15 protein-coding genes and 1 pseudogene are annotated in these 18,280 nt (G+C 72.8%); 6 read left to right on the top strand and 10 right to left on the bottom strand.

Features of this window, described 5'->3' with window-relative positions:
• Positions 1 to 25: 25 nt before the first annotated feature.
• The 3 genes from ACFQZ6_RS18650 to pdhA are packed head-to-tail and all read right to left on the bottom strand — an operon-like array spanning position 26 to position 3,609.
• A complete protein-coding gene (locus tag ACFQZ6_RS18650) occupies positions 26 to 1,432 on the bottom strand; it encodes a dihydrolipoamide acetyltransferase family protein (protein ID WP_381610540.1) in 1,407 nt (468 codons plus the stop codon).
• 10 nt (positions 1,433 to 1,442) lie between these two features.
• Positions 1,443 to 2,423 carry an alpha-ketoacid dehydrogenase subunit beta gene (locus ACFQZ6_RS18645; protein WP_381610537.1) on the bottom strand — a complete coding sequence of 327 codons (981 nt, stop codon included), beginning with the start codon at positions 2,421 to 2,423 and terminating at the stop codon, positions 1,443 to 1,445.
• A 1-nt stretch (position 2,424) separates the two neighbouring features.
• Complete coding sequence (gene pdhA, locus ACFQZ6_RS18640) at positions 2,425 to 3,609, bottom strand: pyruvate dehydrogenase (acetyl-transferring) E1 component subunit alpha (RefSeq protein ID WP_381610535.1); 1,185 nt, start codon at positions 3,607 to 3,609, stop codon at positions 2,425 to 2,427.
• A 499-nt stretch (positions 3,610 to 4,108) separates the two neighbouring features.
• Between pdhA and ACFQZ6_RS18635 the strand changes: the two genes are divergently transcribed.
• Positions 4,109 to 5,125 carry a phosphotransferase gene (locus tag ACFQZ6_RS18635; RefSeq protein ID WP_381610532.1) on the top strand — a complete coding sequence of 339 codons (1,017 nt, stop codon included), beginning with the start codon at positions 4,109 to 4,111 and terminating at the stop codon, positions 5,123 to 5,125.
• A gap of 73 nt (positions 5,126 to 5,198) precedes the next feature.
• Here ACFQZ6_RS18635 and ACFQZ6_RS18630 read toward each other — a convergent pair whose 3' ends face one another.
• Positions 5,199 to 6,779, bottom strand: coding sequence for a protein kinase domain-containing protein (locus tag ACFQZ6_RS18630; protein WP_381610530.1), 1,581 nt, complete (start codon positions 6,777 to 6,779; stop codon positions 5,199 to 5,201).
• A gap of 381 nt (positions 6,780 to 7,160) precedes the next feature.
• Between ACFQZ6_RS18630 and ACFQZ6_RS18625 the strand changes: the two genes are divergently transcribed.
• A complete protein-coding gene (locus ACFQZ6_RS18625) occupies positions 7,161 to 8,813 on the top strand; it encodes a protein kinase domain-containing protein (RefSeq protein ID WP_381610528.1) in 1,653 nt (550 codons plus the stop codon).
• 73 nt (positions 8,814 to 8,886) lie between these two features.
• On the opposite strand, the gene ACFQZ6_RS18620 is transcribed toward ACFQZ6_RS18625, so the two are convergent.
• Both ACFQZ6_RS18620 and ACFQZ6_RS18615 read right to left on the bottom strand, forming a co-directional pair.
• Entirely contained in the window at positions 8,887 to 9,429 is a 543-nt protein-coding gene (locus tag ACFQZ6_RS18620) for a bacterial proteasome activator family protein (protein WP_381610525.1), read from the bottom strand.
• Positions 9,430 to 9,550: 121 nt separating this feature from the next.
• Positions 9,551 to 10,084, bottom strand: coding sequence for a PadR family transcriptional regulator (locus ACFQZ6_RS18615; RefSeq protein WP_381610522.1), 534 nt, complete (start codon positions 10,082 to 10,084; stop codon positions 9,551 to 9,553).
• A gap of 122 nt (positions 10,085 to 10,206) precedes the next feature.
• Between ACFQZ6_RS18615 and ACFQZ6_RS18610 the strand changes: the two genes are divergently transcribed.
• Positions 10,207 to 10,677, top strand: a complete 471-nt coding sequence (locus ACFQZ6_RS18610; protein ID WP_381610519.1) for a hypothetical protein — start codon at positions 10,207 to 10,209, stop codon at positions 10,675 to 10,677.
• Positions 10,678 to 10,790: 113 nt separating this feature from the next.
• Here ACFQZ6_RS18610 and ACFQZ6_RS18605 read toward each other — a convergent pair whose 3' ends face one another.
• The gene (locus ACFQZ6_RS18605) at positions 10,791 to 11,780 is read right to left on the bottom strand and encodes an NAD(P)H-quinone oxidoreductase (RefSeq protein ID WP_381610516.1); all 990 of its coding nucleotides are present in this window, start codon (positions 11,778 to 11,780) and stop codon (positions 10,791 to 10,793) included.
• Positions 11,781 to 12,023: 243 nt separating this feature from the next.
• Here ACFQZ6_RS18605 and ACFQZ6_RS18600 point away from each other — a divergent pair, with 243 nt between their 5' ends.
• Positions 12,024 to 13,040, top strand: a complete 1,017-nt coding sequence (locus ACFQZ6_RS18600) for an ATP-binding cassette domain-containing protein (protein ID WP_381610513.1) — start codon at positions 12,024 to 12,026, stop codon at positions 13,038 to 13,040.
• Complete coding sequence (locus tag ACFQZ6_RS18595) at positions 13,037 to 13,885, top strand: ABC transporter permease (protein WP_381610510.1); 849 nt, start codon at positions 13,037 to 13,039, stop codon at positions 13,883 to 13,885. The genes ACFQZ6_RS18600 and ACFQZ6_RS18595 overlap by 4 nt, the downstream gene beginning before the upstream one ends.
• 48 nt (positions 13,886 to 13,933) lie before the next feature.
• Here ACFQZ6_RS18595 and ACFQZ6_RS18590 read toward each other — a convergent pair.
• Positions 13,934 to 14,611, bottom strand: a pseudogene (locus ACFQZ6_RS18590) (potassium channel family protein); the annotation flags it as partial.
• Between the two features lie 61 nt (positions 14,612 to 14,672).
• Here ACFQZ6_RS18590 and ACFQZ6_RS18585 point away from each other — a divergent pair.
• Positions 14,673 to 15,839: a potassium channel family protein gene (locus ACFQZ6_RS18585; protein ID WP_381610507.1), complete on the top strand. Its 1,167-nt coding sequence runs from the start codon at positions 14,673 to 14,675 to the stop codon at positions 15,837 to 15,839.
• Positions 15,840 to 15,862: 23 nt separating this feature from the next.
• Here ACFQZ6_RS18585 and ACFQZ6_RS18580 read toward each other — a convergent pair whose 3' ends face one another.
• Both ACFQZ6_RS18580 and ACFQZ6_RS18575 read right to left on the bottom strand, forming a co-directional pair.
• Positions 15,863 to 17,269: a molybdopterin molybdotransferase MoeA gene (locus ACFQZ6_RS18580; RefSeq protein ID WP_381610504.1), complete on the bottom strand. Its 1,407-nt coding sequence runs from the start codon at positions 17,267 to 17,269 to the stop codon at positions 15,863 to 15,865.
• Complete coding sequence (locus ACFQZ6_RS18575; RefSeq protein ID WP_381610502.1) at positions 17,266 to 18,210, bottom strand: NTP transferase domain-containing protein; 945 nt, start codon at positions 18,208 to 18,210, stop codon at positions 17,266 to 17,268. Before ACFQZ6_RS18575 ends, ACFQZ6_RS18580 begins: the two co-directional genes overlap by 4 nt.
• Positions 18,211 to 18,280 lie beyond the last annotated feature (70 nt).

Here is an 18,280-nt window from a genome sequence, read left to right as displayed (position 1 = left end):
CCGGGATCAGGGGCCGTCACGGGTGTCACGCCCAGGTGATCAGCCGCTTCGGCTGTTCCAGGATCGCGGCGATGTCCGCCAGCACCTTGGAGCCCAGTTCGCCGTCGACCAGGCGGTGGTCGAAGCTCAGGGCGAGGGTGGTGACCTGGCGCGGCTTGACCTTGCCCTTGTGGACCCACGGCTGGGGCTTGATCGCGCCGACCGCGAGGATCGCCGACTCGCCGGGGTTGAGGATCGGCGTGCCGGTGTCGACGCCGAAGACGCCGACGTTGGTGATCGTCACCGTGCCGCCCTGCATCGCCGCCGGGGACGTCCTGCCCTCGCGGGCGGTCGACACCAGCTCGCCCAGGGACTCCGCCAGCTGCGGCAGCGTCTTGGCGTGCGCGTCCTTGATGTTGGGGACGAGCAGCCCGCGCGGGGTGGCCGCGGCGATGCCCAGGTTGACGTAGTGCTTGACCACGATCTCCTGGTTGGCCTCGTCCCAGGCGGCGTTGATGTCGGGGTTGCGTCTGATGGCGACCAGCAGGGCCTTGGCGATCAGCAGCAGGGGGTTCACCCGCAGGCCGGTGAACTCCTTGTCCTGCTTCAGCTCCTCGACCAGCTTCATCGTGCGCGTGACGTCGACCGTCACGAACTCGGTGACGTGCGGCGCGGTGAACGCGGAGCCGACCATCGCCGCCGCGGTCGCCTTGCGGACGCCCTTGACGGGGATGCGGGTCTCCCGCGCCGTGTCGTACGCCGGAACGGCCGCGGGTGCCGCCGCCGGTTCCGCCGCCGGGGTCGCCACCGGCTCGGGCGCCTGCCGCGGGGCCGCCGCCGCGTGCACGTCCTCGCGGGTGATGATGCCGTCGGGGCCGGTCGGGGTGACCGTCGTCAGGTCGACGCCCAGGTCCTTGGCCAGCTTGCGCACCGGCGGCTTCGCCAGCGGGCGCTCCCCCGTGGGGGCGGCGGGCGCCGCGGGCGCGGTGCCGTGGCCGTTCAGCTCGGACTGGATCGCCGTCGACGCCTGCTCCACCTGGACCTCGGGGCCCTTGCGGGGACGGCGCTTGGTGGACGTCGTCGCCACTCCGTAGCCCACGAGGACCGGCTGGCGGCCCTCCGGCCTGGGCTCCTCGGCCGCTGGCTGCGGCTCCGGCTGGGCGGGCGCGGCCTGGGGCGCCGGGGCCGCGCCGCCGCTGACGTCCACCGCGATGATGGACGTGCCCACGTCGACCGTGGTGCCCTCGGGGAAGTGCAGGGCGCGGACCACGCCGTCGTACGGGATGGGCAGCTCCACCGCCGCCTTCGCCGTCTCGACCTCGCAGACCACCTGTCCGTCGGTGACCTTGTCACCGGGCTGGACGTACCACTTGAGGATCTCGGCCTCGGTGAGCCCCTCGCCCACGTCGGGCATCTTGAACTCGCGCACGGACGCTTCGGTCATCGTCGTCATGCCCCTCTCCTCAGTACGCCAGGGCACGGTCGACGGCGTCGAGTACCCGGTCCAGGCCCGGCAGGTACTCCTCCTCCAGGCGCGCGGGCGGGTACGGCGCGTGGTAGCCGCCGACCCGGAGCACCGGGGCCTCCAGGTGGTAGAAGCAGCGCTCGGTGATCCGGGCGGCGATCTCCGCGCCGGAACCGAAGAACACCGGGGCCTCGTGGACCACGACCAGGCGGCGCGTCCTCTCCACGGACGCCTGGAGGGAGTCGAAGTCGAGCGGGGAGACCGACCGCAGGTCGAGGACCTCCAGGGACCTGCCCTCCTCGGCCGCCGCGTCGGCGGCCTCCAGGCACGTCTTCACCATCGGGCCGTAGGCGGCCAGGGTGAGGTCGGTGCCCTCGCGGACCACGCGCGCCTTGTGCAGCGGGCCGGGGATCGCCTCGGTGTTGACCTCGGCCTTGTCCCAGTACCGCCGCTTGGGCTCGAAGAAGATCACCGGGTCGTCGCTCTGGATGGCCTGCTGCATCATCCAGTACGCGTCGGACGCGTTGGACGGGCTGACGATCTTCAGGCCCGCGACGTGCGCGAACAGCGACTCCGGGGACTCGGAGTGGTGCTCGACCGCGCCGATGCCGCCGCCGTAGGGGATGCGCACGACGACGGGCAGCTTGACCTTGCCCAGCGAGCGGGCGTGCATCTTCGCGAGCTGGGTGACGATCTGGTCGTACGCCGGGAAGACGAAGCCGTCGAACTGGATCTCGACGACGGGCCGGTAGCCGCGCAGGGCGAGGCCGATGGCCGTGCCGACGATGCCGGACTCGGCGAGCGGGGTGTCGATGACGCGGCTCTCGCCGAAGTCCTTCTGGAGGCCGTCGGTGACGCGGAAGACGCCGCCGAGCTTGCCGACGTCCTCGCCCATGACGAGGACCTTGGGATCGGAGTCCAGGGCACGGCGCAGCGACTCGTTGATCGCCTTGGCCATGGCCATCTTCTCTGCCGCCATGTCAGACCCCCTGCCCCTCTGCGTCCGCGAACGACGCCTGGTAGGCGGCGAACTGGGCGCGCTCCTCGTCGACGAGCGCGTGCCCGTCCGCGTAGACGTTCTCGAAGATGGCGAAGTGGTCCGGGTCGGGCATGGCGCGGACCGCTTCGCGCACTCGTCTGCCCAACGCCTCGCTCTCGGCCTCCAGTTCCGCGAAGAATCCCTCGTCCGCGTGGTTTGCGGCCTCCAGATAGCGGCGCAGGCGCAGGATAGGGTCCTTCGCCTCCCAGGCGAGCCGCTCCTCGTCCCCGCGGTAGCGGGTGGGGTCGTCGGAGGTGGTGTGGGCGCCCATGCGGTACGTGAACGCCTCGACCAGCGTCGGGCCCTCACCGCCGCGGGCGCGCTCCAGCGCCCACTTCGTCACGGCGAGGCAGGCCAGCACGTCGTTGCCGTCGACGCGGACGCCGGGGAAGCCGTAGCCCTGCGCGCGCTGGTAGAGCGGGACGCGGGTCTGCTTCTCGGTGGGCTCGGAGATCGCCCACTGGTTGTTCTGGCAGAAGAACACCACGGGGGCGTTGTAGACCGCGGAGAAGGTGAAGGACTCCGCCACGTCGCCCTGGCTGGAGGCGCCGTCGCCGAAGTAGGCGATCACCGCGCTGTCCGCGCCGTCCTTGGCGATGCCCATGGCGTAGCCGGTGGCGTGCAGCGTCTGGGAGCCGATGACGATCGTGTACAGGTGGAAGTTGTTGCTGTTCGGGTCCCAGCCGCCGTGGTTCACGCCGCGGAACATGCCGAGCAGGTTCGTCGGGTCGACCCCGCGGCACCAGGCGACGCCGTGCTCGCGGTAGGTCGGGAAGACGTAGTCGTCGCCGCGCAGGGCCCGGCCCGAGCCGATCTGGGCGGCCTCCTGGCCGAGCAGCGAGGCCCACAGGCCCAGCTCGCCCTGGCGCTGGAGCGCGGTCGCCTCGGCGTCGAAACGGCGGGTGAGGACCATGTCGCGGTACAGGCCGCGCAGCTCCTCGGGGGTGATGCCGGTGACGTACTTGTCGTACTCGGCGTTCTTGACGCGCTTGCCCTCGGGCGTCAGTAGCTGCACCAGTTGGGGCTCGCCGCCGGGCGTCTTCCTCGTTGTCGTGCGCTTACCGGCCGTGCTCTTGCCACCGGCGCTGCTTCGCGGCTTGCGCGCTGCAGTGCTCTCCACGGTCACGTGTGCTCCTCCGTCGGTCCGGCCCCCGGGTTCGCCGGGTGCCTGGGGTTCCCCCCGCTCCCTTTAGGAGCTGTGGGGGAGCGGCTCACCTGAAGCCCTGCGGACGCACGGGGTGGGTGCGGCTCGGTCGGGAACAGGTGTGACAGGTGCCCCGGCGAGCGCCCTGCAAAAGGCACGTTACCCAGTGCCGCACATTTCTGTGAAACCCCATCTGACCTGCGTTTTTGCTTGGATTTCCAAGTAAATGCGGGGGACGGGGTACAGCCGCTGGTCACAGCCTTGCAGAGGGCCGGAACAACGGCACGTTAACCCGGTGACCGAGGTCTCGTGAAGAGTTAGCCCTCGACGAAAAATCAAGCCGATCGGCCGTACTGAATGGAGCGGCACCGGTCGTGACCGAAAGTGACTGAGTGCGACGTTCTGTGATTAGGACCAGCTCAGCGGCCGTTTTTCGTGCCCTAGCATCTGCCGCGTGTCGCGCCCGTGTGTACCACCCCTCATGCCCCACGCGCCCCCGCTGGGCGCCCTGCTCCGCCACTACGCCGCCGGTTCGGCGCTCGCCTGCGAACCCGTCGACCAAGGGCTGCTGAACCGCGGCTACCGGCTCCGCACCACCCGCGGTCGCTACTTCCTCAAGCACCACTTCGACCCCGAGACCGCCGACCCCGCCGCCCTGGAACGCCGCCACCGCGCCACCGCCCGCCTGGCCGCCCTGGGCGTCCCGGTGGCCCCGCCGCTGGCCGCGCGGGACGGCCGTACCGTCGCCGTCGTCGGCGGCCACACCTACGCCCTGCATCCGTGGATCGACGGCCGCCACCGGCACGGCGGCCAGCTCACCACCGGGCAGTGCACCCGGCTGGGGGCGCTCCTGGGCGCCGTCCACGCGGGTCTGGAGCAGGTGATGCCGCCGAAGGGGCGCACCCGGCCCGCCACCAGCCCGCACCCCGTGCGCAGCGCCGACCCGGCCGACACCTTCGCCCTGATCGACGACCTGCTCGCGCGGGTGCGCCGCCACCGCCCCGCCGACTCCTTCGACGAACTCGCCCGCCACCGCCTCCTGGAACGCCGCGCCCTGCTGGAGCGGCACGCGGACCGGCGTCCCCCGCGCGGGGGCTCGGTGGGCTGGGTGCACGGCGACTTCCACCCGTTCAACCTGCTGTACCGGGGGGACGCCCCGGCCGCGATCGTCGACTGGGACCGGCTCGGGGTACAGCCCCGCGCGGAGGAGGCCGTACGCGCCGCCGCGATCTTCTTCGTACGGCCCGACGGCAGGCTCGACCTGCCCAAGGCGAGGGCCTACGCGCGCGCGTACCGGCGCGCCGCCCAGGCCACGCCCTCGCAGCTCGCGGCGGCCGTGCACCGGGTGTGGTGGGAGCGGCTGAACGACTTCTGGATGCTGCGCTGGCACTACGAGCGCGGCGACACCCGCGCGGACCCCCAGTTCCCGGCGACGTCCGCGCTGGCGGTGTGGTGGACGCGCGAGTACGACGCGGTGTGCGACGCGTTCGTGGAGTGAGGGGGACTGAGGGGGACTGAGGGGCGAGTGAGGGCCGCTCCCCGGGGATCAGCTCGCCGGTCAGCCCTCGCGGTCAGCCCCCCAGCGCGCCTTCCAGGCTCCCCGTGCCACCCTCCGTGCCGCCCGTCTCCTCACCGGTCGGCTCGCCCTCCGTCGGCTCGGTGTCCGTCGGCTCGGTCTCCGTGGGCTCCGTGTCGGTCGGCGCGGTGTTCGTCGGCTCGGTGTCCGTCGGGTCGTTGGTGGGCGTCCACGACGGCGTCCACGACGGCGTCGGCGTCGGCGTGTAGTCCCAGTCGCCGCCGGTTCCGGTGCCCTCCTCCGTGCCGGTCTCCGTCTCCTCCTCGGTGGCGTCCTCGGTCGGCGTCGGGCTGGCCTCGTCCTTGGTCGCGGACTTCGAGGTGGTCGGCGACTGGGTGGTGCCGGGGCCGCCCTTCTCGTCGTTGCCGTTGTTCAGCGCCAGCGCCACCCCGGCGGCGATGGCGATCACCGCGAGGACGGCGAGGATCCACAGCTTGCCGCGCCCGCTGCCCCGGTTGCCGTGGCCCTCGAAGCCGCCGTCGTCACCGCCGCCGTACCCGGCGGGCAGGATCGGCTGCGGGATCTGGGTGGTGCCGGAGGCGTCGGGATGCGGCATGACGGAGGTGCCCGCCACGCCCAGCGCGGGCGTGCCGCGGCCCTCGTGGCCGGTGACCGGGCCGGTGTTCCAGGTGCCGGTGTGGCCGCCCTGGTCGTACAGCATCTGGAGGGCGTACTGGACCAGGCCGCGCATCTCCTCGGCGGTCTGGAAGCGGTCGTCGGGGTCCTTGGCGAGCGAGCGCATCACCAGGCCGTCCAGCTCCGGCGGCACGGCGTCGGAGACCTCGGACGGCGGCGTGGGGATGTCCTGGACGTGCTGGTAGACCACCGACAGCGGGGTCTCCCCGACGAACGGCGGGCGCAGCGCGAGCAGTTCGTAGAGCAGGCAGCCCGTCGCGTACAGGTCGGAGCGGTGGTCGACGGCCTTGCCGAGCGCCTGCTCCGGGGAGAGGTACTGCGGGGTGCCCATGACCATGCCGGTCTGCGTCATCGTCGTGGACGCGCCGTGCAGGGCACGCGCGATGCCGAAGTCCATCACCTTCACGGCGCCGTTGTGCGTGATGATCACGTTGGCGGGCTTGATGTCGCGGTGCACGATGCCGTGCTGGTGCGAGTAAGCGAGCGCCTCAAGCACGCCAGAGGCGATGATCAGGGCCTGCTCCGGGCCGGGCGCCTCCGCGTTGAGCAGCAGGTCGCGGATGGTGCGGCCCTCGACGATCTCCATGACGATGTACGGCACCGACTGGCCGCCGACGGTGTCCTCGCCGGAGTCGTACACGGCGACGATGGAGTGGTGGTTCAGCCCGGCGACCGACTGCGCCTCGCGCGTGAAGCGGGCCTTGGAGACCGGGTCCTCGGCGAGGTCGGCGCGCAGCAGCTTCACCGCCACGGTGCGGCCGAGGCGTACGTCCTCGGCCGCGAACACCTCGGCCATGCCGCCCCGGCCGAGCCTGCGGGTCAACCGGTACCGGCCGTCCCCGACAAGCCCTCCGTTGCCCCAGGTCTCCGGCGCGTCCGAGATGCCGCCGCCAGTCGCCTCGGGGTCGGACGGGCCCTGAGCGCGCTGCTGCTGTGCCATCAGTCCTCGCCGTCGTTTCTGCCCGCGGTGCGCGCGGTGTTGTTACGGTCTCCGTCGGCCACGCTACAGCCTCCGCGCCAGCCGCCGGTCCGCGTTGGGCGCCGGGACCGGCACCAGACGGACCGGCCATCAAAGCGCGCTGGCGCGGCGCCGTGCAAATCCTGTGTACCGGGCGTACGCCCGCTGTAACGCTTCCGCGACGCTTCTTTCGCGTACGGTCACGGAACGGGCACCGAGCTTGACGTGTCAGTGGCCTGGGGCAGACTTGGCCGGGAATAGGCACTTTGGATCAAGACAGGTCCAGGCAGATCGAGACGGTGGCCAGGCGGTGGCCTGTAGGACAGTCGGCGGCGCCACGGGCTGTATGGGGGACACGGAGAGATGAGCCAGGACGGCGCGCACAACCAGTACGCGGGGCGGGCGATCGCGGGTGGCCGCTATCAGCTACGCGACCTGCTCGGCCAGGGCGGCATGGCCTCCGTGCACCTCGCCTACGACTCCGTCCTCGACCGCCAGGTCGCGATCAAGACGCTCCACACCGAGCTGGGCCGCGAGCAGGCGTTCCGCGAGCGGTTCCGCCGCGAGGCCCAGGCCGTGGCCAAGCTCACCCACACCAACATCGTCTCGGTCTTCGACACCGGCGAGGACGACGTCGACGGGGTCATGACGCCGTACATCGTCATGGAGTACGTCGAGGGCCGCCCCCTCGGCTCCGTCCTCGACCAGGACGTCCAGCAGTACGGCGCGATGCCCGCCGACAAGGCGCTGAAGATCACCGCGGACGTGCTCGCCGCGCTGGAGATCAGCCACGAGGCGGGCCTGGTCCACCGCGACATCAAGCCGGGCAACGTGATGATGACCAAGCGCGGTGTGGTCAAGGTCATGGACTTCGGCATCGCCCGCGCGATGCAGTCCGGGGTGACGTCGATGACGCAGACCGGCATGGTCGTCGGCACCCCGCAGTACCTCTCCCCCGAGCAGGCGCTCGGCCGGGGCGTGGACGCCCGCTCCGACCTGTACTCGGTCGGCATCATGCTGTTCCAGCTCGTCACCGGGCGGCTCCCCTTCGACGCGGACTCGCCGCTGGCGATCGCGTACGCGCACGTGCAGGAGGAGCCGGTCGCGCCGTCCTCCGTGAACCGCTCGCTGCCCCCGGCGGTGGACGCGCTGGTCGCCCGCGCGCTGAAGAAGAACCCGAACGAACGGTTTCCGACCGCCGACGCGATGCGCGAGGAGTGCCTGCGCGTGGCGTCGTCCTTCCACGCCGCCGCGCCGAACATCGTCCCCGGCGCCCCGACGTCCAGCGGCTCGGGCGTCGGCTCCGCGGTGTTCCCGCCGGTCGACCAGTCCACCCCGGCGCCGCAGAGCGGCGTCCAGACGCCGTACCAGCCGACGCCGCCGCCGAATCCGTACAACACCCCGCACCCGTCGGCGCCCTCCCCGGCGTACGGCTATCCGCAGCAGGGCGGCTACCAGACCCCGGCGCCCTCGGCGTACACCCCGCAGGGCCCGGCGACGCCGCCGCCGTACAACCTCACCCCGCAGCAGTCGTCGGCCCCGGCGGGCCGCGGCGGCCGGAACAAGCCGGTGATCGTCGGCTCCATCGTGGTGTCCCTGCTGGCGGTCGGCGCTCTGATCGCCGCGCTGCTGATGAACGGCGGGGGCGACGACGAGGGCGGCACCGCCCAGGGCTCCGACCCCAGCGCCTCGGCGTCGGCCTCGGAGACACAGGCGGCGGGGTACCGCGGCCCGGACACCTCCAAGAAGATCGACAAGACGGAGTGCACGGAACCGCAGGAGTCGTACAACGACCCGGACCAGATCCAGCTCCCGGACTTCCGGTACAAGTACATCGGGTCGGTCAAGGAGTGCGCGCAGGCGGCGGGCTGGCAGCTCGACCTCAAGGACGTCGACGAGAACACCTACGGGGAAGGGACGGTCATGAACCAGTTCCCGTCCGCCGGTACGGACGTCGACCCCGAGGACATGCCCGAGATCGAGCTGCGCGTCTCCACGGGCAACCCGGCCTCCTGACCGGGGGCTGAGCACGAAGAAGGGCCCGGCATCGGTGATGCCGGGCCTGGTTTCCGTCCGCGAGCGGTACGGGTTACAGGTACGGGCCGCCCGTACGGCCGCCCGGACCCTGGTGGTCCTCCATCTCCGGGGCGGCGCCCGGCGGCAGGGCCCTGCGCATCTGCTCCAACTGGGCCCTGGCCGCCATCTGCTGGGCGAACAGCGTGGTCTGGATGCCGTGGAACAGGCCCTCCAGCCAGCCGACCAACTGGGCCTGGGCGATCCGCAGTTCCGCGTCGCTCGGGGTCGCCTCGTCGGTGAACGGCAGGGAGAGCCGCTCCAGCTCCTCCACCAGCTCCGGCGCCAAGCCGTCCTCCAGCTCCTTCACCGAGCTGGCGTGGATCTCCTTGAGCCGGACCCGGCTGGCCTCGTCGAGGGGAGCCGCGCGCACCTCCTCAAGGAGCTGCTTGATCATGCTGCCGATCCGCATGACCTTCGCGGGCTGCTCCACCTGGTCCGTCACCGGGGTCTCGTGGGAATCGTCGTCCCCGCCGCCGCCGAGTGCCATGCCGTCCTGGCCCACGACCAGGATCCGCTGGGCGTTCTCCGGCGACCTCTCGTTCCTCGGCATCTCCATGCCGCCATTCTCTCGCACACCCCCACCTCATCACCGGGGTGCCCCCCGTGACGGCTGATCCACCGTTTACGTAGGGGGACTTTGCGTCATGGTCAGCGACCACTTCGCGTCACACCGCGGCTCACGTCAGCCGCGGCAGCCGCGTCTCGCAGTGGTCCAGCCAGCGCAGTTCCGCCTCGGCGTGGCAGACGCGCTGCTCCAGCACCAGCAGCCGGGCCACCGCCTCCGGGTTCCCGGGCGCCGCCGCCGCGAGCGCCCGCGCCCGCTCCCGTACGTACGCCTGGAGCGCCTCGGCCACGTGCCGCCGCTGCGTCCGCAGGATCTGGCGTACGTCGACGTCGGCCGTGCCGACCGCCATCACCAGCTTGATCGCCAGCTCGTCGCGCGGCGGGCTGGCCCGCTCCACGGGGCGCGTGTACCAGGCCCGCAGTTCCGCGCGGCCCGCGTCGGTCAGCGCGTACCGCACCCGCCGGGCCTCGTCCACGCCCTCCTGGACGACCATGCCGTCCCGTTCCAGGCGGCCGAGGGTCGTGTAGACCTGGCCGATGTTCAGCGGCCAGCTCTCCGCCGTACGCGCCTCGAACTCCGTGCGTAGTTGGGAGCCGTAGCGCGGGCCGGGCTCCAGGAGGGCCAGCAGGCCGTGTCGTATCGACATAAGCGGATTGTGCAGCGGGGTCGGCCCATCGGCGGAGTCCGGAATGCCGTGGTTGCTGGCGGATGTGAAGGTTGTGGGGTCCGACTACTGAAGAAATACGGTTCCGGGAGGGGGTCACGGGTGTGACTCCATGGCTGCGTCTGCTGCGGTGGGGGTGGGTGCTGGCCGCTGTGACGGTGGTGGGGTGCGGGGCTGTGGTGCGGTACGGCGCCGGGTCGTCGTACGCCGTCCCCGCCCCGGTCTCCAGCGCCGTCCCCGGTGTTGTCCCCTCCGCCGACCCCTCGCCGTCCGTGTCCGGCGGGGAGCGTCGGCGGGCCGGGAGTCCGGCCGGGGAGGGGCGGGCGCGGCCGGGGCGGCCGGTGGAGCCGGGGGCGGAGGTGCCGTCCACGGCCCCCGCGCCAGCCCCGGCCACCTCGCCCGTGGAGACGGCCGGGTCCGCGCCCTCCGTACCGGCCGGGGAGCCCGTACGGCAGGCGGGCGGGGCCGCCGAGCCCGTGCTGCGCATCCTGCCGCTGGGCAGCGGGCTGGTCCTCATCGGGCTCGGCCTCGCGCTCGCCTTCGTGGGGCTGCGGGTGCGGCGCGGCGCGGGATGAGTGGTGGTGCGGGTGCGGCGCGGCGCCGGATGACCCGTGGTGCGGGTGCGGGTGCGGCGCGGCGCGGGATGACCCGTGGTGCTACGGGTGCGGCGTGTCGGGCGGGGCGTCGGTCAGGGCGTGGTGGACGTGACCAGCAGGATCTTGCCCACGTGGCCGCTCTCCTCCAGCAGGCGGTGGGCCTCGGCCGCCTCCCGCATCGGCAGCTCCCGGTCGACGACCGGGCGCACGTGGCCGCCCGACAGCAGCGGCCACACGTGCTCGCGCACGGCCGCGACGATCGCCGCCTTCTCGCTGAGCGGGCGGGCCCGCAGCGAGGTCGCGCTGATCGCGGCCCGCTTGGCCAGCAGCGCGCCGATGTTCAGCTCGCCCTTGACGCCGCCCTGCATCCCGATGATCGCCAGCCGCCCGTTCACGGCGAGCGCCTTGATGTTGCGGTCGAGGTACTTGGCGCCCATGTTGTCGAGGATCACGTCCGCGCCCGCGCCACCGGTGGCCTCCCTGACCTCCGCGACGAAGTCCTGCTCCCGGTAGTTGACCAGGATGTCGGCGCCCAGCTCGGCGCAGCGCTCCAGCTTCTCCTTGCTGCCCGCGGTGACGGCGACCTTCGCGCCGACGGCCTTGGCGAGCTGGATCGCCATGGTGCCGATGCCGCTGGAGCCGCCGTGCACCAGCAGGGTCTCGCCGGGACGCAGGTGGGCGACCATGAAGACGTTCGACCAGACCGTGCAGGTCACCTCGGGCAGCGCCGCCGCCTCGGTGAGGCCGACGCCCTCGGGCAGCGGCAGCAACTGGCCCGCCGGTACGGCGACCTTCTCGGCGTAGCCGCCGCCGGACAGCAGCGCGCACACCTCGTCGCCGACCGACCAGCCGCCGACGCCCGGCCCGACCGCGGCGATCCGCCCGGAGCACTCCAGGCCGGGGTAGCGGGAGGCGCCCGGCGGGGGATCGTAGAAGCCCTGCCGCTGCAGGAGGTCGGCGCGGTTGACGGCGCTCGCCGCCACCTCGACCAGGACCTCGCCCTCGCCGGGCACCGGGTCGGGGACCTCGTCCCACACCAGCGCCTCGGGCCCACCAGGTTCGGGAATCGTGATCGCATACATGGAAGGGACGCTACCCCGCGCCCCCGCGACCGGTCCGCTTCCAGCTCGGGTGGTCGTCGGCCGCCGGGGGGAGCCGCCCGGTCGGCGGCGGGCGGGCCGGGGCGGCGGCGGGCCGGGGCGGCGGCGGGCGGTCCGGGGCGGCGGCGGGCGGGCCGGTGGAAAACCGGGTGCGGCACCGATGAGTTCGCGGGACCGTGGAGGTCTCCCCATGCGTAGCCCGAGTACGCGGAAGGACACCCCACCATGAGCGAGCCAAGCCCTGGCCTGGCCATCGAGACCGCCGGCCTGGTCAAGACCTTCGGTGAGACCCGGGCCGTGGACGGCGTCGACCTGGCCGTGCCGACCGGCACGGTCTACGGCGTCCTCGGCCCCAACGGCGCCGGGAAGACCACCACCGTCAAGATGCTCGCCACCCTGCTGCGGCCCGACGGCGGCGAGGCCCGCGTCTTCGGCCGCGACGTCGTGCGCGACGCCGACGAGGTCCGCGGCCGGGTCAGTCTCACCGGTCAGTACGCGTCCGTCGACGAGGACCTGACCGGCACCGAGAACCTCGTCCTGCTGGGCCGTCTCCTCGGGCACGGCAAGAAGGCCGCGCGGGAGCGGAGCGCGCAACTGCTGGCGGCGTTCGGGCTGACCGCGGCGGCCGGGAAGCAGGTCAAGCACTACTCGGGCGGTATGCGGCGCCGCATCGACATCGCCGCGTCCATCCTGAACACGCCCGACCTGCTGTTCCTGGACGAGCCGACCACCGGCCTCGACCCGCGCAGCCGCAACCAGGTGTGGGACATCGTGCGCGCGGTCGTCGCCCAGGGCACCACCGTGCTGCTGACCACGCAGTACCTGGACGAGGCGGACCAGCTCGCCTCGCGGATCGCGGTCATCGACCGCGGCAAGGTGATCGCCGAGGGCACGAAGGGCGAGCTGAAGGCGTCCGTGGGCGCCGGTTCCGTCCATCTGCGGCTGCGGGACGCGGCCCAGCGCCCGCAGGCCGAGCAGGTGCTGCGGCTGACGCTGGACGCCGACGTGCAGCTGGAGCCCGATCCGGTGGCGCTGACCGCCCGGGTGGGCGCCGGGGCGGCGGACGGCCGGGGCGCGGCCGAGCAGGCGGCACGGGCGCTGGCCGAGCTGGCCCGCGGCGGCATCACCGTCGACAACTTCTCGCTGGGACAGCCCAGCCTGGACGAGGTCTTCCTCGCCCTCACCGGTCATGACACCAACGCCGACGCCACCGGCGGCACGGAAGGGGAGGCGGCGGCATGAGCACCGCGACCACCACCGAGACCAAGGACCTCGCGCCGGTCAGCGCCGAGTCGCTCGCGGAGCTGCTCGTCGGCCGGGAGCGGCCGTCGCGGCCCAGCGCCTGGTCGGCGTCGCTGACCTTCGGCTGGCGGGCCATCCTGAAGATCAAGCACGTGCCCGAGCAGCTCTTCGACGTCACCGCCTTCCCGATCATGATGGTGCTGATGTACACGTACCTGTTCGGCGGGGCGCTGGCCGGTTCGCCGAAGGAGTACATCCAGTTCCTGCTGCCGGGCATCCTCGTGATGTCGGTGGTGATGATCACGATGTACACCGGCGTCTCGGTCAACACGGACATCGAGAAGGGCGTCTTCGACCGGTTCCGCACCCTGCCGATCTGGCGGCCCTCGGTGATGGTCGGCTATCTGCTCGGTGACGCCCTGCGCTACTCCATCGCCTCCGTGGTGATGCTGACGGTCGGCATGATCCTCGGCTACCGCCCGGACGGCGGGGTCGGCGGCGTGGTCACCGGGATAGCCCTGCTGGTCGTCTTCTCCTTCGCGTTCTCCTGGATCTGGACGATGTTCGGGCTGCTGCTGCGCACCGAGAAGTCGGTGATGGGCGTCAGCATGATGGTGATCTTCCCGCTCACCTTCCTGTCCAACGTCTTCGTCGACCCGCGCACCATGCCCGGCTGGCTCCAGGCGTTCGTCAACAACAGCCCCGTCACCCATCTGGCCAGCGCGGTCCGCGGCCTGATGGCGGGCGACTGGCCCGCCGACGAGGTCGCCTGGTCGCTGGGCTGGTCGGCCCTGTTCGTGCTGGTCTTCGGCCCGGTCACGATGCGGCTCTACAACCGCAAGTAGCGCACCTGAGTGCGCGCTGTCCTCAGTCGTCGCACGGGCCGTCCGCTCTCAGTCGTCGTACGGGCCGCGCCCGGCCGCCTCCGGTGGGGTCCGTACGACGATGACCAGCCGGTCCGTCAGCTCCAGCCGCCCGATGGCCGGATCGTCGTAGCCGAGCACCCGGTGCCCGCGGACCACGCTCACCACCATGTCGCCGGTCTCCCTCGGACTCAGCCCCGCCTCGGCCCGGGTGACCGGCCGTTCGACCATGTCGAGGCCGCTGCCGCGCCGGATCAGGTCCTCCATCACCAGCCCGGCGGCGGGGCTGAGCGCGGACAGCCCGAGCAGCCGCCCGGCCGCTCCCGAGCTGGTGACGACCTCGTCGGCGCCGGACTGCTTCAGCAGCGGCGCGTTCTCCACCTCCCGCACCGCGGCCACGATCTTCGCGCCGCTGTTGATCTGCCGGGCCGTCAGCGCCACCAGAACGGCGGTGTCGTCCCGCCCCGTGGCGATCACGATCCGCCCGGCCCGCTGCACCTCGGCCCGCCGCAGCACATCGCTGCGCGTGCCGTCCCCGACCACGCCCGAGAAGCCCTCGGCCAGCGCGGCGTCGACCACCTTGGCGGCGGTGTCGACCACGGCGACCTGGTCCTTCCGCAGACCGGCCGCGCAGACGGCCCGGATCGTGGCCCGTCCCTTGGTGCCGAAGCCAACGACAACGGTGTGGTCACGCATGGAAGTTCTCCAGCCTGGTCGGAAGACGGGTCCTGGGCAACGCGGTGGGAAGGACGGCGATCAGTCAGGGACCATGGTGCCCACAGACCGGACCAGCACCGCATCGCAGGGGGCCAGCGTGCACGGCGACGAGCAATCACCTTCCCGTCCGGGGAGGCTGTCCATCCTCCGTTCCCTCTGGTTCCGTTCGCGCCGGGAGGCCCGCGACGACGCCGAGGCGGGCCGCTCCATCAACATGCCCACCCAGACCGTCCTGCCGCCCCTCCAGCAGGTGCTGCGGCGACTGGCCATGGCCCTGCTGGTGCTGATCTTCACCACCCTCATCGTCTACGTCGACCGCGACGGCTACAACGACAACGTGGACGGCGCCGTCGACTTCCTGGACGCCGCCTACTACGCCACCGTCACCCTCTCCACCACCGGCTACGGCGACATCACCCCGGCCGGAGACGCCGCCCGGCTCACCAACATCCTCGTCATCACACCGCTGCGCGTGCTGTTCCTGATCATCCTGGTCGGCACCACCCTGGAGGTGCTCACCGAGCGCACCCGCCAGCAGGTCCGCATCCACCGCTGGCGACACCGCACCCGTGACCACGTGGTGGTCATCGGCTACGGCACCAAGGGACGGCACGCCGTGCAGACCCTGCGGGCCCAGGGCGTCGCCCGGGACCGGATCGTCATCGTCGACGCCCAGGCCGAGAACGCCGAGGCGGCCGGGGACGACGGTCTGGTCGCGGTGCTGGGGGACGCCACCCGGTCCGAGACTCTGCTGAAGGCGGAGGTCCAGCGCGCCGCTCAGGTGATCGTCGCCCCGCAGCGCGACGAGGCGGCCACCCTCATCACCCTCACCGCCCGCCAGCTCAACCGGCGCGCGACGATCGTCGCCGCGGTCCGGGAGGACGAGAACGTGCCGCTGCTGCGGCAGAGCGGCGCCGACACCGTGGTCACCAGCTCCAGCTCCGCCGGACGACTCCTCGGGATGTCGCTGGTCAGCCCGCCCGTGGCGCGGACCCTGGATGACCTGATGACCATCGGCAGCGGGCTCGACCTCATCGAGCGCCCGGTGCTGGCACAGGAGGTGGGCCGCCCGCCCCGGGAGTCCGAGGAACTGGTCCTGGCCGTCGTCCGCGACAAGGACGTACTGGACTTCACCGATCCCCGGCTGGAGGAACTACGGGCGGGGGACCGGGTGGTCACCGTCGCCCGCGCCACACCGGGGGCCGGGGACGACGAGTGAACTGACGGTGGAGGGGCGGTGTTTCACGTGAAACACACGCTGATGCCCGAGGTCGCCCACGGCAGGTCGAGGATCTCCGCCGACTGACCCGCCCGGGTCCCACCGGGCGGTACGACGGCCAGCGCGTCGGCCGCCGCGACACCGCGCAGCATCGCCGGGCCGTTGTAGTGCAGCGGAGCCGCACGGTCCCCGCGCAGCACGACCGGGACCAGCCGGGTGTCGTGCGGGTGCCCGTGCACCGCCTCCGTCAGCGGCAGCGCGTACGGCTCGACGGCCGGGCGGGCGGCGAGGGTGCGCAGCAGCGGCTCAGCGAGCGTCAGCAGCCCGGAGACGGCGGCGAGCGGGTTGCCGGGCAGGCCGACAAGGTGCTGGTTCTCCTTGGTGCGGGCCAGCAGCATGGGGTGGCCGGGGCGCACCTTGACGCCGTTGACCAGGAGTTCCGCGCCGACGCGGCGCAGGGTGGGGTGGACATGGTCCACGGGGCCCGCCGCGGTGCCGCCGGTGGTGACGATCAGATCGGCGGTGCTGCCCGCGACCGCCTGGTACAGCACCTCCGCGTCATCACCGAGACGGCGTACGGAGGTCACCTCGGCGCCGAGGGCGCGCAGCCAGGGCGGCAGCAGCGGGCCGAGTGCGTCCCTGATCAGGCCGTCGTGCGGCAGGCCCTCGGTGAGCAGTTCATCACCGAGGACGAGAAGTTCGGCGCGGGGGCGGGGGACCGCGGTGAGGGTGTCGTACCCGGCGGCTGCGGCGAGGCCGAGCACGGCCGGGGTCACCAGGGCGCCGACCGGCAGCAACTGGTCGCCGCTGCGGCACTCCTGGCCGCGCGGGCGGATGTCCTGGCCGTGGCCGACCTCGCCGTGGGTGGGGTACAGCCGCCCCTTGTCGTCGGTACGGCCGTGCTCGCTGCGCAGGACGGCGGTGGTGTCGGCGGGGACCCGGGCGCCGGTGGCGATCCGGACCGCCTCACCGTCCGCGAGCGGCTCGGGCTCCGCGTGTCCGGCGAGCAGGCCCTCGTCGCGGACGTCCCAGGGGCCCGGCCCCGCGACCGCCCAGCCGTCCATCGCGGAGGAGTCGAAGGACGGCAGGTCGGTGAGGGCGGTGAGGGGGGCGGCCAGGGTGAGGCCGAGCGCGGCGTCGAGGGTCACCGAGACCAGTTCCCGGCGTGCACCGGCCCGCCGCCCGGCCCGCTCCGCGAGGGCCCGCGCCTCGGGCCAAGGGGTGGCCTGGTGGCGGTGGGCGTCGTGCGCCGACCGCGACGGTTCCTGGGGCGTGGGGGACATACGGGACTGGTGAGGCTGAGGGGACTGCTGGGGTGCCGGTCGGGGGTCCGGCTCGGGGCGTCGGTCCGGGCGCTTCACCAGGGCGAGCGCCTCCTCGACGTCCAGGTCGTCGGCGTCCTGCTCGGCCCGCACGCCGTGCGCGGTCATCCGGCGTCCGGTCGGGTGTCCGGGGTGGCGTCGGGCGCCACGTCGGGCTCCCCGGGGGACTCGGCTCCGGTGGCCTCGTCGGACCAGCGCAGGGCGAGGGCGGAGGCCTTGCGGGCGATCTCGGCGACCGCGTCGGGGCCGCCGGTGGCCGACGCGGCGGCGTAGCCGACCAGGAAGGTGGTCAGCGGTGCCGCGGGCCGGGCCACGTTGTGGGCGGCGTCCCGGGCCAGGTCGAGCAGGACGCCGGTGTCGACGTCGAGTTCGATGCCCAGCTCGTCCTTGACTGCGGAAATCCATTCATCCAACACGTGCCCATGCTCCCTGATGCGTGCCCTCGCGGTGGCGATGTCGTCCCAGGTGTCGCAGTCGAAGGCCGCGACGGGGTCCGGGACCCGGGTGAGGTCGAGACCGGCGGTCAGCAGCCGCAGCGGCAGCCCCGCCAGGCCGCCCCGCTCCTCGATGAGCGCGGCCAGCCCCCGGCGCAGCGCCACGGTCTGGTACACGGCCACCAGCGGCTGGTCCCGGCCGTCGGCGTCGGTGAGCTGCGCGCCCTCGGCGCCGCCGCTCCGCAGGGCGTCCAGCAGCCGCCGTACGGTCTCGGGGCCGAGGAACGGCAGGTCGGCCGAGACCACCAGGACCTGCTCCGCGGTGCTGTGCCGCAGCCCGGCTTCGAGGGCGGCGAGCGGTCCGCCGCCGGGCGGGTCCTCCCGCGTCCACAGCACCGGCCGCGCGGTCCGGCGGGGCTCGGCGACGACGACCGTGCTCCGGGCGTCGGCGCAGGCCGCCAGCACCCGGTCGAGCAGGGGCCGCCCGCCGACCCGCACGCCGGGCTTGTCGGCGCCGCCGAGCCGCCGTGCGCCACCACCGGCGAGCACGACGGCGTCGTAGGCGACGGCGCCCTCGTCGGCTGCCGGGCGCGCGGAGGGCTCGGTTCTGGTCATCCCCCGAGTATGCGGTCCCGGGGGATCACAGGGAACGTGGGCGGAGGGCCTCATCAGCAGGGCCATAGGG

Source organism: Streptomyces flavalbus (genome assembly GCF_042674625.1).
Lineage (GTDB): Bacteria > Actinomycetota > Actinomycetes > Streptomycetales > Streptomycetaceae > Streptomyces > Streptomyces flavalbus.
The sequence above is the reverse complement of the archived record's forward strand: the minus strand, read 5'-3'. Positions and strand labels throughout refer to the sequence as shown.

Excerpts from the sequence above, each read along its gene's own strand:
- ACFQZ6_RS18650 (WP_381610540.1), bottom strand. The coding sequence starts at position 1,432 with ATGACGACGATGACCGAAGCGTCCGTGCGCGAGTTCAAGATGCCCGAC.
- ACFQZ6_RS18645 (WP_381610537.1), bottom strand. The coding sequence starts at position 2,423 with ATGGCGGCAGAGAAGATGGCCATGGCCAAGGCGATCAACGAGTCGCTG.
- ACFQZ6_RS18635 (WP_381610532.1), top strand. The coding sequence starts at position 4,109 with ATGCCCCACGCGCCCCCGCTGGGCGCCCTGCTCCGCCACTACGCCGCC.
- ACFQZ6_RS18630 (WP_381610530.1), bottom strand. The coding sequence starts at position 6,779 with ATGGCACAGCAGCAGCGCGCTCAGGGCCCGTCCGACCCCGAGGCGACT.
- ACFQZ6_RS18625 (WP_381610528.1), top strand. The coding sequence starts at position 7,161 with ATGAGCCAGGACGGCGCGCACAACCAGTACGCGGGGCGGGCGATCGCG.
- ACFQZ6_RS18620 (WP_381610525.1), bottom strand. The coding sequence starts at position 9,429 with ATGGAGATGCCGAGGAACGAGAGGTCGCCGGAGAACGCCCAGCGGATC.
- ACFQZ6_RS18615 (WP_381610522.1), bottom strand. The coding sequence starts at position 10,084 with ATGTCGATACGACACGGCCTGCTGGCCCTCCTGGAGCCCGGCCCGCGC.
- ACFQZ6_RS18605 (WP_381610516.1), bottom strand. The coding sequence starts at position 11,780 with ATGTATGCGATCACGATTCCCGAACCTGGTGGGCCCGAGGCGCTGGTG.
- ACFQZ6_RS18600 (WP_381610513.1), top strand. The coding sequence starts at position 12,024 with ATGAGCGAGCCAAGCCCTGGCCTGGCCATCGAGACCGCCGGCCTGGTC.
- ACFQZ6_RS18595 (WP_381610510.1), top strand. The coding sequence starts at position 13,037 with ATGAGCACCGCGACCACCACCGAGACCAAGGACCTCGCGCCGGTCAGC.
- ACFQZ6_RS18585 (WP_381610507.1), top strand. The coding sequence starts at position 14,673 with ATGGTGCCCACAGACCGGACCAGCACCGCATCGCAGGGGGCCAGCGTG.
- ACFQZ6_RS18580 (WP_381610504.1), bottom strand. The coding sequence starts at position 17,269 with ATGACCGCGCACGGCGTGCGGGCCGAGCAGGACGCCGACGACCTGGAC.
- ACFQZ6_RS18575 (WP_381610502.1), bottom strand. The coding sequence starts at position 18,210 with ATGACCAGAACCGAGCCCTCCGCGCGCCCGGCAGCCGACGAGGGCGCC.